Below are 13,898 nucleotides of genomic sequence, written 5' to 3'. Positions count from 1 at the left end.
ATTTATTCCATTGATTTATAAATATCTTGTAGGGAATCTGCGTCAAATTGCAGTAATTGAGCGTTGATAATGCACTCTTCAAGCTGGCAGATAGACGGATGTGCAAACAATTGCTGGATAGAGATATCAACGTCAAAGATTTCATTAATTCTTGATTGAAGTTGCAGAACCAAGAGCGAGTGCCCACCGAGCTCAAAGAAATTGTCATAACGTCCGATACGATCTATCTTCAATACCGTTTGCCAGATATCAGCCAGTTGTTCTTCAATTTCACCTTGTGGTGCTGCATATTCTTGTGTGATCACTGATGAGTGATCGGGAATGGGGAGAGCGCGGCGATCCAATTTGCCACTTAATGTCAGTGGGAAAGCATCCAACATGACAAATGCGCTGGGGATCATGTAATCAGGCAGGCTATTGCCCAATTGTTCCCGTAGTTCAGGAATATTCAGTGTAGTACCTGATTGGGGGATGATGTAGGCGATCAGCCTTGTATCTGCTGAGTCATATGCACGTGCAACAACCACAACTTGCTGAACACCAGCACATTGGGCCAGGCGAGTTTCAATTTCTTCCAATTCAATGCGATTTCCCCGTATCTTGACCTGAAAATCATTACGGCCCAGATAATCGATGCTGCCATCAGGTAGCCAACGCCCCAAATCTCCCGTTTTATACATCTGTGCTTCCGGGCGATTGCTGAATGGGTCATGAACAAAACGTTCTGCCGTTAGTTCAGGGCGATTTAAGTAACCGCGGGCAACACCAATACCACCAATATGAATTTCCCCGGTCACTCCGATAGGAACAAGCCGATCATGTTTATCCAAAATATAGATTTGTGTATTAGCGATAGGATGACCAATTGGTACTAAATCGACATATTTTTCTGATCCACAACGCCAGGATGTTACGTCAATAGCGGCTTCGGTCGGGCCATATAAATTATGCAGCTCACTATGAGGGAAGTGAGATAAACACTGTTGTTGCAGGGAATACGGTAAGGCTTCTCCACTACACAAAATCTGACGTAAAGAAGGGCAATGTCCTGCCGGAGTGAGATGAATGAAACTTTGTAGCATAGAGGGAACAAAATGGATGGTTGTGATACCTCTGGATTCAATCTCTTCCAGCAAATAAAGGGGATCTTTGTGACCTCCGGGGCGTGCCATAACTAATTGAGCACCGGAAATCAAAGGCAGGAAAAACTCCCATACTGAAACATCGAAACTGAATGGGGTTTTCTGCAATACGAGATCGTTAGGGTTCAATTGATATTCATCTTTAGCCCAAAGTAAGCGGTTGACGACACCACGATGCTCATTCATTACCCCTTTAGGTAAACCTGTTGACCCTGAGGTATACAGAACATAGGCCAAATTACGCGATGTCAGCCCCAAATCGGTGATAGAGAGATTATCTTCCCGCTGCTCAGCGATAGTTGCCTGCAATTCTTCGCTTTCCCATATCCACAAAGGAGCATTAGTGTCTGGTAAGTGGCTTTGTAACCCATGATGGCTCAGGATAAGTGCCGGTCTACTGTCGGTCAGAATATGCTTGAGACGATCTGCCGGATATTCTGGATCGAGAGGAACATAAGCTGCACCCGCTTTTAATATTCCCAGTAATGCGATGACCATAGCCGGGCTACGTTCCATGCAGAGACCGATGCGATTATCTGCCTGAATACCGGCTGCAACAAAAGCGTGTGCGAGTTTATTGGCCTGACGATTCAATTCCTCGTAAGTCAATTGTTGGTTATCACAAACCAGTGCAATTGCTGCCGGCGCATAGTTGACTTGTTGTTCGAATAATTGGTGAAGCAGAATGTTTTGTGGGTAGGAGACGTCAGTTGCATTAAAATTATAGAGAATTTGCTGGCGTTCTGATTCATCCATCAACGGTAAGCTGTCAATAGTCTGTTGATCATCATCTGCCATTACTGTCAGCAAGTTGAAAAAATTGTTCATGAGTTGAGCGATTAACTCAGCATCGAACAACTTAGTATCATAATGAAAACCGCAATTAATCTGTTGATCGACTTCTATAACATTAACCATCAGAGGAACAGGCATCTCGGCATAATAAGGATATGGGAAAGATCGCAGTTCTGCTCCTCCCCAGTGCACAGTCGTACTGCCACTCTGATCCATCCAAAGTGATACCAGGTTACTGATATATCTGGGTTGTTGAAAGGTCATAATCGTCTGGAAAACAGGGTGGGTATCTGCGTGCCGTTGTACCTTAATTTGTTCCAGGATTTTGGGGAAAGGATATTTTTGATTCTCGATAGCCTGACGAATAGTTTTAACTGCTTGTAAGATATGTTCCTGTACAGTCATTTCGCCATTGATTTGACCGCGTAAGGCTACTGGGTTGACAAACTCACCCACCAATTTTCCCCAGGGAGCCCGGCTGCGACCTGGCATTATAGAGCCGACAAAAATATCGTCCTGACCAGTGTAACGATGTAACAGAATTTGATAGGCAGCCAGAAAAATTGCAAACAGGCTATTGCCATATTTTTCCGCCATTGTAAGTAGTTTTTTGGCCAGCGTATCGGAGAGCTTGCCGGGAACTGTAATTTTATCTGTTGCCGAGGGAAATTGGTTAATTACCGGTTTATTGCTAATAGGCAATTGTAATTCTGTTAAATGGCCGCTCAGATTATCGCACCAGAATTGTTGTTGTTTTTTGGCATTGTTACTATTCAGCCATTGCTGTTGCCAGATAACATAGTCTTGGTAACTGCGTTCTGATGCAGGGGGTAATTCTTGTTCGGTTAAGAGCTTGCCCAGTTCTTCCAATAATATCCAATAAGACCAGCCATCAACGGCAAGGTGGTCAAAGGTTAATACCATGACGCTTTCCTGATCATCACATTGATACCAACTGGCATAAGCACGTAATGGATTATTCAGATCGAAAGCGTGCCAGCAATCATTACGAACGACTTGTTGTAGCGTTTCTTCACTCAGATCCCTGGCATCATGTCTGGTGATCTTAATCACGGCATTTTCTGCTATTTGGTATCCTAACTTACCGTCATATTGACCAAAACTAGCCCGTAACATAGGGTGGCGTTTTATCAGATGATTGAGTGCGTCTTCTAATTTCTCAGCAGTTAAACCCTTAACTCTGGCACAAAACGCACTATTATTCTGCCCCCTTTGGGCCGGGTTAATTTGATATTGAAACCAACGGCTGCTTTGTGCTTCTGATAAAGCAAATGATTTCAATGTATCAGGATAATTCATTTTATAGCTCCCCTTTTATGGGTATATGGAAAAACAAAAACTTGAGAACTGATAAAACAAAAAAGAAGAACAGAATTTAAGGCCAAAAATATTGGTTAAATAAAGTTCAATAAATTTATTTTCCAGCAGAAAATTAATGCGATGGAAGTACAACGTAATAAAAAAAACATTACAGTGACATGAATGTCATTTCACAGGAAAGTTATAAGTTAATTTCATTTTGTATATAAGCTGTATTTTTTCTTTATTATGGTATTTAAGGTGTTAGATTATATATTAAATAAAAAAACTTTACATAGTGATATTCCCTTTCTTTTATATCTAATTTTATTATAGGTAATAAGTGTTATTATTATGAATATTTTATATAACATAATAATCTAAATGATATATATATCCTATAAAAAAAGAGCCTGTTTAACGAGGCTCTCAAAATGGGCGAGGATATATTTATAATAAGTAGGTTGTCTTTGATCTAGATCATTTTCAGCCAGAATGATGGCTATTGGTGTTTACCTCTTTAATGTGTCCATCTTCCAACTTAATTACGCGTTCTGCAATATCAAAATATGCATCATCATGGCTAATAACAATAACGGTCTTACCACGAGCTTTTAGTTCCGGCAATAATTCTGTATAGAATATTCTTTTAAATACAGGGTCTTGATCCGCAGCCCATTCATCAAATAGATAAATAGGACGATCTTCCAGATAAGCAGACACTAAGGCTAAGCGTTTTCTCTGACCGGCTGAAAGTTCAGTTGTCGAGAATTGTCCGTCAACGATTTTGACTTTATGGCTCATGTTTAAAGCTTCAATATAATGGGTCGCTTTTTCGGTAACATTTGCTCCGGTATTTAACAGTTGATCGAATAGATGGTAATTAGAGAAAACGGCTGCAAAGTATTGACGATAGTGTTCGTTATTTGTCTGATCCATTTTTACACCATTAAGCCAGATAGAGCCGGATTCTTGTTCGAACAAGCCGACTAACAGCATGGCAAGTGTTGTCTTTCCGCTTCCGTTTCCACCGACAATAAAAATAATTTCGCCTTGGGAAATAGTCAGACTCATCGGCCCCAGTTTAAACTCCCGATCTTCTTTGTCGGTAGTGTAGTGGTGAACGACATCTTTTAATTCAAGCGATAGTGACTGTTCATTTGCAAATGGGTTTGGTGTATTAGCTTGTTGTATATACAGAGATTCTTCCAACTCGCTATCCAGTTGTTTCATTTTTTGTAGCGAAATTTCGGCTTGTCTTAATTCTGGAATTGCGCCGATCAATTCGCTGATTGGGCCGGATAAAAATAGAACAATCAGAGTGACTGTCATCAAATTAGAAGGCTCTTGAGGTAACCAGATAGGTACAACAAAAATCATAAAGCCGATGACAATATAAAAGACCACCGAGCCGGCATTCAGTACCCAGGCGTAGTTGTTATTTGCTTTAATACAGATCTCTTTGAATTTTTTCGCGCCGGGAGAAATGACTCTGTCAATAAACGCATTGCCTTTCTGACTATTGAGTTTTAACTCTTTGCTGCCATCGATTAGCTGTTGGAAGCTGAGGTATATCTTATCTACCTGCTCACGCATCTCTTCCATCAGGCGTATAGGGCGCTTTTCCAAGAAATAGAAGATATACATTGTGAGCAGACAGACAACGGTCAGAATGATAAAGAGTTGCCAGGAAATCCAGGCTAAGTAGCCGAAACAAGCGATAATAAGTGTAATATTGCCAAAGGCGGTTGGTGCTAACATAAAGGAGTGTATAAACACATCGACATCTTTGGTCAGAACAGCCAACAGGCCATGTTTCCCGATATTGTTCAGTTTCTTGAAAGGTGCCCGTAATATTTTATTACTCAGACTCAGTCGCAGGGAATAAATCGTTGCCTGGGTTAAATGTGATAGCAGAACTTCTGATAAGGTCTTAGTAATAAAAAAAAGAATGCAGATACCAAAAAAGTTCCAGATAAATGATGAGAGACTAACTGCACCTGTAATTCCCTGGCTAATCATGCCTACTACTGATGCACCCGTAAACCCGCTGATTAATGCAAATATTGTTGATAGAAGCAGCAATATCCAGGATTGACGATAGAGATAAGCTATTAGAGTCATAGAAATAAACCATTATAGGAGATTATGAGTAATATAAAAAAATATATACTGGTCAATGAGACTCAACATGGTTATTTTTTTCTGGTGAAATTTCAAGGAAGATTTATAAACATAAATGTTAATCAATTTAAATCGTGATAAAAGTCACAATTCATAGGTAATAGATTGTAATAGATATTACATTAATTTATGTGTGTTATTTTTTTCGTTAATTGATAGAGTTTATTTGTGATAGCAGAATAAAGAGGTATAAATAATTTCCCCAAGTAATTAGATAGTAACATAGGTGTAATTCTATACAATTCTATATCATCTCATTAACATAGTATATGTTCCCTCTGTCTTTCACGTTGCCTCTTTGTTAGTTAGCTGTACTCGCTCACTTCTTGCACAGAAAAGAGTGAGAAAGTGATCGATTGCATTATAAATGTTTATTTGAATTAAAAGGTTTGGTTTTAAATAATATTTATCTAATGGCTGAAACGGTTAAATAATGTCTTGTATTATTTGGGCGGTGGATATATTTAATTCTGGAATGATCGTTTCGATTTATTTTTTTATACATATTATCCCAGAAGCTCTATTGGGTATATATCCAATAGAGCTCGAATTACAAATTGAAAGATGAAGCGGATATTAAGTTATCTCAATTGATTAAGTTCTGTAAGGTTTGCCATAACGGATTTTGTTGTGCCAGTTCGCGTTGATCTTCCAACATGCACTCAAGTATTTCCAAAGTCGTCAATGGATTTGCCAGTACAACACGCAAAACAGTTGTTGGTTGTCGATCCCATTGTACGGGTCTGAGACTGGTACGTGAGATAAAAAACTTTCCGGCAGCCCACTGTATAGTCTGGATATTTTGGTTCAGTATATTCAGTGTATCGTGTAGTTTTTTCCGCACAGATTCAGGGGCGTTGCGTAGTGCCGTCAATACCATTGGCGGTATATATCGGTAAGTAAGCAGACAGAGTTGTGGTTCGCTGACTAACTCGAAATCTTCCTGCTGGCGGATAATGTCCGCAAATTGCTGTGCCTTCTCGATACTGCTATCTATTAGTTGGGCAAAACCTTGCCGGCCAAGCAGGTGCAGGTTACTGTGTAACATCAGTGACATCGCACTGCGTGAACCTTCCAGGGTGTGGCGGCCTAAATCTTTCGAACCTTTACGTACAATGTAATTGGCATGTTGGGCGATAGAATCAGTCAGAGTAGGCTGGCGGAACAGTACCATGCCCGTTCCCATAGGGACATACATTTGTTTATGAGCATCAATTGTCACAGTATCAGCGCGCTCAATGCCTTTGAATAAATATCGATAGCGTTCTGACAATAAGCTCGCGCCTCCCCAGGCAGCATCAACATGGAAGTGACACTGCTCGCGCTCGGCGATATCTGCCAGCACGTCCAGCGGATCGATTGAGCCGGTCTCTGTTGTTCCGGCTATTCCGACAATTGCCATGAGTTTGATATTGCGCTGACGCAGGTTTTTCAGATGTGAGTAGAGGGAATCAATACAGATCTGTCCATTTTTGTCGGCATCAACACTGATTAGTGCATCTTGTCCAAAGCCGAGCACATCCACGGTTTTTTTCAGCGAATAGTGTCCTAGTTCTGATACCAAAATCGCCACTCCATTGTAACCGTAATGGAGTAAACCTCTGGCTAGTCCCTCACGCTTGAGACCGGCAAAATTTTCGTCGGCTGGCATGAGCTGATTTCGGCATGCCCACATGGCAGTCAGATTAGCCAGTGTTCCGCCAGAACAGAAGGCTGCCAGAGCATAATCACCACTGTGCAACCATTGTTTATAAAAACTCTCATCACAACCGTATACCAATTTGTGCATCATACCCAACACTTGGCGCTCCAGTACGGTCAGAACATGCGATGTCTCCAGTTTGACTAAATTTTGATTCAGGGCGGTCAATATTTTGCCAAGCGCAGGTAAATGTCTGGGAAGGGCTGATGTCATATGACCAACAAAAGTAGGGGATGACACAGGCATCACTTGGTTAAGAACATTTTCATTCAAATTTTGGATATATTTTTCGGTATCAATGGGAATTTCTGGTATGAATACCGAAGAGAACTTCTGCTCTAGCTCTGCTAGTTCATGTACTGGTTTGTTTAGCTCACGGCAACAATAACCTACAGGGTCATCTGCAATCTTCTCTTCCAGTTCAGACAACGCTTTTTCACCGATATTGGTGGTAAATTGATTGAATAATTCTTGCCATTCTTGTGTGTCCGAATAATTATCGTGAGGAGTCGTCTTTTCTGTTTCATTGTGATTCAGTCTGTCAAGAGAATTCTGCATAGTTGGTTTGCCTCTCCAGAATCGCTAATTAATGTAGTGTGAACAGCATTAATCATATCATTGTTGCGCGCAAGTAGTTGGGTGCAGCTGAACGGTAGGTGTATCCCTTTGGAATACTGGTTTATTGCCTTCTTTGTATCTCTCTTTTTCTGTATTGATCAGATCAAACTAAGGGTGATATTCATCTATTCTGTATAGATATTATTAAAAATTACTGATGATTTTTCTGTGAAAAAATAATAATAAAACTATACTCAGGTTAATGTGATTTATATTAATTTTCAGATTTTAGTATGTCATGATTGATAAATTGAAAGTAGCCAAATAAATAAGTATTATTAATTTTTATCAGTTTCTTTTATCTATTGATGATGAAAATAGTTTCTTATAGAAAAGATAATCACTACTCAAAAAATAGTATGTGATAAATGGTTGGTTGTTTAATAAAAGTTAAGAACAAATAATTTATGGTGATATCAGAACAGCGGAGAAAGCTGGCTCCAGAAAAATATAAATTTGATCTGAATCACAGAAAGATTTTATTCAATGACTTTAGGGTCATTTTTTGAATTTCTTTGTCTCACTTTATAATTATTTTAATTTTTCTGGAGCCATAATTAAAACCATTATCTATTTATGTATTATGGTTCTAATTTAGTTAAATGATGATACTAATAAGTAATGAGGTGATATATGAAAGAGTTAACAATTATTGAATTAGAGCAGGTTGCAGGTGGTGCTTTTGACTGGCATAAAGCGATAAAAGTCGGTATTCACGTCCTTGATAAAGCAATTAATAATACCGTTGATTTCCTTACCAAAGAAGGCTATATCTCGAAAGATTTAGGCGGATTTATTAAAGGTGAGGCAGATGCTTTAGAAAAGTTTGGTTGTGATATAATTGATAGTTTCGATGATAAATAAATTCCAAATTTCAGAGTGCATATTCATAAAACAGAATAATATAGATTTTATATGATTTTTAATTAATGTACTAGGAAGTTAATATCAATTGTTATCAATAATTAAATAATGAGGTGATATATGAAAGAGTTAACAACCATTGAATTAGGCCAGGTCTCAGGTGCTGGCTCTGTTATGAAGAAAGATGATCCAGCATTGAAAGAAATTGGCGAATACGCAAAGCGCATAATTGATTATATGCCATATGTCATTCGACCAGCATGGCCAGTTATTCCCCCATATATCGAACCAGTATGTGATAACTAATTCAGATAAGTTCTGAACATCAATTTTAAATTTTATATAAGATATAAATCATTAGCTGTTCTATTAGAATGGCTAATGATTTTTCTCAAAATATTCACTATATATTTCAAGGCATAGCAGAAAATCAATTGAAAAATAAATCAAATCTATAACATAGAGATAACACGCTCGGCAGATTTAATTGTTGATGGTCTATGGGCAATAATAATTCTGGTAATATTCAATGCAGAGATTGATTCATTGATATGCGCTTCATTAGTCAAATCCAGATGGCTGGTTGCTTCATCCATAAATAAAATGCTTGGGCGACGATAAAGCGCTCTGGCTATCAATAACCTTTGTATTTGTCCACCAGATAATCCATTGCCTAATTCACCAATAAGTGTTTCATATGCCATTGGCATCAATAAAATATCATCATGAATACTGCAACGTTTAGCACATTCTTGTATAAGTTCAATATCGGGTGAAGGATCAAAACCGGATATGTTTTCAGCGATAGAGCCGGAAAGTAATTTATCATCTTGCAAAACACAGGCAATACACTTCCGGTAGTTATTTAGACCAATGACATTAATATCAAGCCCATTCATTAAAATAGTGCCTTTATCTGGCTCTAATAACCCGCTCATTAATTTCATGAGTGTTGTTTTTCCAGCCCCAGATGGGCCAACAATGGCCACACTTTCTCCCGCTTTGACATTAAGACTAAAGCCGGATATCACAGGCTTTGATAAGCTATCATATTGATAATATAAATCATGGATTCTCAAATCAACAGGTTGCCCTGAAATGCCGATTTCCCGCGCAGGGGCTTCTCTTTCTGGTTCAGAGAGGACGATATCGGCAATTCTCTCATTATGTAAATTTAACATGCGCAATTTAATTGCCATATCAATCAAATTACTTGCTCTATCCGCAAATTGTCCCCGGTATGCGTTAAAAGCAACAAACATTCCGAGTGTCATTTGGTTGTCTATCACTAATGATGCCCCTAACCACAGGATGATAATTTGTTCACAAGTAGTAATAAAAACATTAATGATATTAAAAATTGAATTTATCTTATTGAGTTTAGTATTTGAGTTCAGGGTATCAATATTCAGGTTTAGCCAGGATTTTGCCCGGGTTTCACATAACCCCAACGCCTTTAATGTATTAATACTGTATAACGTTTCCATAAAATGGGAGTTTGCTCTGGCCTCTTTAACTATCTGTTCCTCAGAAAGCTGTCTGTAATATTGATAGGTCAGGAACCTGACTACTATATAGATAATAGTGAACCCTGATACAATCCAAACCAGCCAGTTACCGTAAAGCAGCATCATAACAAAGACGCTGATCAGCATAATGGTGTCAATAATTCCATTAACAATATTTTGGGTAAAGGTTGTACGAATAATATTTAGTGAACCGAAGCGTGACTGAATATCACCTAACTTACGTTTTTCAAAGTAAGCTAAAGGTAATTTCATTAAATGGTCGAATACACCTGATTTCCATTGCACATCAACAAATGCTTCCATAGTGATGGATATCCAGCTACGTAACGTTGACACACTGACTCTAAATAAGATAAAGAAGAGCAAACCACAGCAAATAATGGTTAAGAGGCTACGATCTTGAGCAACGATAACATGATCCATGACCAATTGTGTCCCCACTGGGAGCAGTATATTAATAGCTTCTATGACAATAGATAAGAAGAAAATTTTCCCCAGAGCAGATTTAATTCCTTGAATATTATTTAACAAGGAGATGATACGTAATCTATTTTGCTTTTTTACGGGAGTAAAATTACTACCCGGCCATAATTCCAATGCAATACCGGTAAAGTGTTTGGAGAATTCCTGAGTACTCATTACCCGTTGGCCAAATGCTGGATCATGAATAGTAATTTTATTTTTTTTTACACTCACTAAGACAACAAAGTGATTCATATCCCAATGTAAAACGCAGGGAGTTTTTAATGCGTGAAGTTCATCAAGATCTAACGACACAGCTCTGGTTTTGAATTTGAGCGTAGTAGCTATACTAATCAATACAGGGAGTGTCGCCCCTCGTGTAGAAATTCCAAACTGACTGCGTAAACTGGATAAATCGATTTGTAACCCATGATAATGAAATACCATTGCTAAACTTGCTAATCCACATTCGGCTGCTTCAGTTTGTAAAATCTTGGGGATTCTTCTTCTGAATCCTAAATTCAATTTTTCCGTAATGACGTCAAAAGATGCTTTATTCATTGTTGGGGCCTGTTAATGTTTTTTGCATATCATAAAATGGTGAGAACATCCATTGATAAAGAGGTCTTTTTTCAAGGAAGAAAGTAGACTGGGCTTTCATGCCATTAGATAAATATAGTTTTTTTCCATTATAACTAAACTGATTCTTATTCAGACTGACTAACGCCTTATAATAAGATCCGGCTTTTTCCCCAACCTTATTTATCGGTGAACTTTTATAGTGAGACATTTCTTGAGAGGAGGCCGGGACATATGAAATATTATTGATATGCCCTGAAAACTGGCCGAATTTTTCAAATGGAAAGGCATCATAACGTATATTAATTGCATCACCTTTTGTAATGTAGGGTAAACTGTTATTAGGAACCCATAGGATTAAATAATAAGTTGGTTTTACATCATTTGGGATCACCTGTGCCAAATTATCATTTGTAATGACCATTTGCCCCACGGTAAATCCAAGTGATTCAATACGCCCATCAATAGGGGAGGTAATGAATAAGGAGCCACTGGCAGCCATTTCGGCTAGTTGCCGCTGTAGATCATCTTGTTGAATTTTGTATTGTGAAATTTGTTTATCAAAATCTGCTTTTTTGAGCATAATATCACTATTCAGATTTGTGATTTTTAATGAATCGCTGATATATTGGCTGTATAGATTTTGGTATGTATTTTGCTGCTGATAATAAGAGTATCCATAGTTATTAAATTGATCTTTAGTAATAAGCCCTCGTTTCTGATAGCTCTTATAGTTTTTCATATTTTCTTTTGCAAATTCAACGCCCTGACGTGCATTTTCAACGATAATTCTATCCTTCTCGTGGGATAATTCATACTGTCTTTTTTGTTCTTCAAGGCTTTCTAAAGTGACGCGTTTATTATATTGCAAGTTTTGAATGATATTATTGACTTGTGTTAATTGATTTTTGAGGGAGTTCTTTGTATTAGTGCTGATTTTGCCTGACTCCGTAATTTGGCTGAAGTCTACCTGATAAATTTTTTGGCCTTTTTTTATTATGTCTCCTGCTTTGACAAATGCTTTTGAAATAAATCCTTGTTGAGAAGATAAGATGTTTATTGGATGGGGATTAGTAATGACCTCGCCATAAACGCTAATACGCCTTGTATAATTTCCAAAAGTAATAAATATAAATAAAACAGTTAAAAAAGTTAATGAAGCAATACAAATAACCCATGCCGGAATTTTTGCTATCAATAGTGCTTTTCCCGTCCATTTGGATTTTTGGTTATCTAAGGCTTCTTGCCTAAATAACTTATTCATAGCAGTCATATATAATTAATCTTCATACTTTATTTAATGATTATGGCTTGAGGAATAGCTGAAAATATCAATTTATCAATGTGATGTTGGTAGATTTGGTCTGCCTGATGCAATATCACTGTAATATAGTTAACCTGAATGCCACTTCAACCATTAACAAAATTTCTTAATATGGATTTTTAAAATTTCGTCTTGGAATATTAAGAATAGGCAGGATTATTGCAATATTTTGAGGGCTTATAAAAGAAAAATCCGCGTCATCACGCGGATTTTAAGCATAAATATCATCGATTAGTATAGGACAAGATAAACAAATTTATTCGTAGATCAGACGTTGAACAAGAAATTCATTACATCGCCATCTTTAACAATATAATCTTTTCCTTCAGCCCGCATTTTACCTGCTTCTTTTGCGCCTTGTTCACCTTTATAGGTGATGAAATCTTCAAATGAGATAGTTTGAGCGCGGATGAAGCCTTTTTCAAAGTCAGTGTGGATTTTACCCGCAGCCTGTGGCGCCGTTGCACCTACCGGGATTGTCCATGCACGCACTTCTTTTACCCCTGCTGTGAAATAGGTTTGCAGGTTCAGCAACTGATATCCGGCACGAATAACACGGTTCAAACCGGGTTCTTCCAGCCCCAGCTCTGCCATGAATTCTTCACGGTCTGCCTCTTCCAGCTCTGCGATATCCGCTTCAATAGCTGCGCAAACCGGAACAACCACAGAACCTTCTTGTTCTGCAATGGCACGAACAATATCAAGATGTGGGTTATTCTCAAAACCATCTTCATTGACGTTGGCAATGTACATCGTTGGTTTCAACGTCAGGAAGCTCAGATAGCGAATGGCAGCTTTTTCTTCCGTGCTCAGGTTTAAAGAGCGCAACATGCCTGCTTGTTCAAGATGAGGAAGACATTTTTCTAACACTTCTAATTCAGCTTTGGCATCTTTATCACCACCTTTAGCTTTCTTCTGAACGCGCTGGATAGCACGTTCGCAAGTATCCAGATCTGACAATGCCAGCTCGGTGTTGATGACTTCAATATCGGCAGCGGGATCAACCTGACCGGAGACGTGCACGATATTATCGTTGTCGAAGCAGCGTACAACATGACCGATCGCTTCCGTCTCGCGAATGTTAGTCAGGAACTGGTTACCCAGACCTTCGCCTTTTGAAGCACCTTTTACCAGACCAGCAATGTCCACAAATTCCATTGTGGTTGGCAGGATGCGCTGTGGTTTTACGATTTCAGCCAGCTGGTCGAGACGTGGATCCGGCATTGGTACAACACCCGTGTTTGGCTCGATAGTGCAGAAAGGGAAGTTTGCTGCTTCGATACCTGCTTTGGTCAGCGCATTAAATAATGTAGATTTCCCAACGTTAGGCAGGCCAACGATACCGCATTTGAATCCCATAGATTTATCACCTTTGATCA

At 38.6% G+C, this 13,898-nt stretch carries 8 protein-coding genes; 2 read left to right on the top strand and 6 right to left on the bottom strand.

All coding sequences use genetic code 11. From position 1 onward, the window contains the following. Window positions 1-2 precede the first annotated feature (2 nt). From HGO23_RS10950 to panP, 3 genes are all read right to left on the bottom strand, one after another. Window positions 3-3,257 (bottom strand): non-ribosomal peptide synthetase, encoded by a 3,255-nt coding sequence (locus HGO23_RS10950; RefSeq protein WP_209026630.1) that lies wholly within the window; start codon window positions 3,255-3,257, stop codon window positions 3-5. A 486-nt stretch (window positions 3,258-3,743) separates the two neighbouring features. Further along, window positions 3,744-5,381 (bottom strand): cyclic peptide export ABC transporter, encoded by a 1,638-nt coding sequence (locus HGO23_RS10945; RefSeq protein ID WP_099135981.1) that lies wholly within the window; start codon window positions 5,379-5,381, stop codon window positions 3,744-3,746. A gap of 646 nt (window positions 5,382-6,027) precedes the next feature. Beyond that, the gene (gene panP, locus HGO23_RS10940) at window positions 6,028-7,701 is read right to left on the bottom strand and encodes a pyridoxal-dependent aspartate 1-decarboxylase PanP (RefSeq protein WP_099135980.1); all 1,674 of its coding nucleotides are present in this window, start codon (window positions 7,699-7,701) and stop codon (window positions 6,028-6,030) included. 693 nt (window positions 7,702-8,394) lie between these two features. Here panP and HGO23_RS10935 point away from each other — a divergent pair. After that, window positions 8,395-8,625 (top strand): hypothetical protein, encoded by a 231-nt coding sequence (locus HGO23_RS10935; protein ID WP_099135979.1) that lies wholly within the window; start codon window positions 8,395-8,397, stop codon window positions 8,623-8,625. A gap of 120 nt (window positions 8,626-8,745) precedes the next feature. Further along, on the top strand, window positions 8,746-8,931 hold the full coding sequence (locus HGO23_RS10930; RefSeq protein ID WP_209026629.1) for a hypothetical protein: 186 nt from the start codon (window positions 8,746-8,748) through the stop codon (window positions 8,929-8,931). A gap of 146 nt (window positions 8,932-9,077) precedes the next feature. Here the strand turns inward: HGO23_RS10930 and HGO23_RS10925 are convergent, their stop codons facing one another. From HGO23_RS10925 to ychF, 3 genes are all read right to left on the bottom strand, one after another. Further along, complete coding sequence (locus tag HGO23_RS10925) at window positions 9,078-11,177, bottom strand: peptidase domain-containing ABC transporter (RefSeq protein WP_209026628.1); 2,100 nt, start codon at window positions 11,175-11,177, stop codon at window positions 9,078-9,080. Then, window positions 11,170-12,468, bottom strand: a complete 1,299-nt coding sequence (locus tag HGO23_RS10920) for an HlyD family secretion protein (RefSeq protein ID WP_244967781.1) — start codon at window positions 12,466-12,468, stop codon at window positions 11,170-11,172. Before HGO23_RS10920 ends, HGO23_RS10925 begins: the two co-directional genes overlap by 8 nt. A gap of 318 nt (window positions 12,469-12,786) precedes the next feature. Then, window positions 12,787-13,878: a redox-regulated ATPase YchF gene (gene ychF / locus HGO23_RS10915; RefSeq protein WP_209026627.1), complete on the bottom strand. Its 1,092-nt coding sequence runs from the start codon at window positions 13,876-13,878 to the stop codon at window positions 12,787-12,789. Window positions 13,879-13,898 lie beyond the last annotated feature (20 nt).

Origin of the sequence: Xenorhabdus budapestensis (assembly GCF_017743015.1) — a bacterium.
In the GTDB taxonomy this organism is placed as follows: Bacteria; Pseudomonadota; Gammaproteobacteria; order Enterobacterales; family Enterobacteriaceae; genus Xenorhabdus; species Xenorhabdus budapestensis.
Note: the sequence above shows the minus strand (reverse complement) of the source record. Positions and strands in the feature narration are given on the sequence as shown.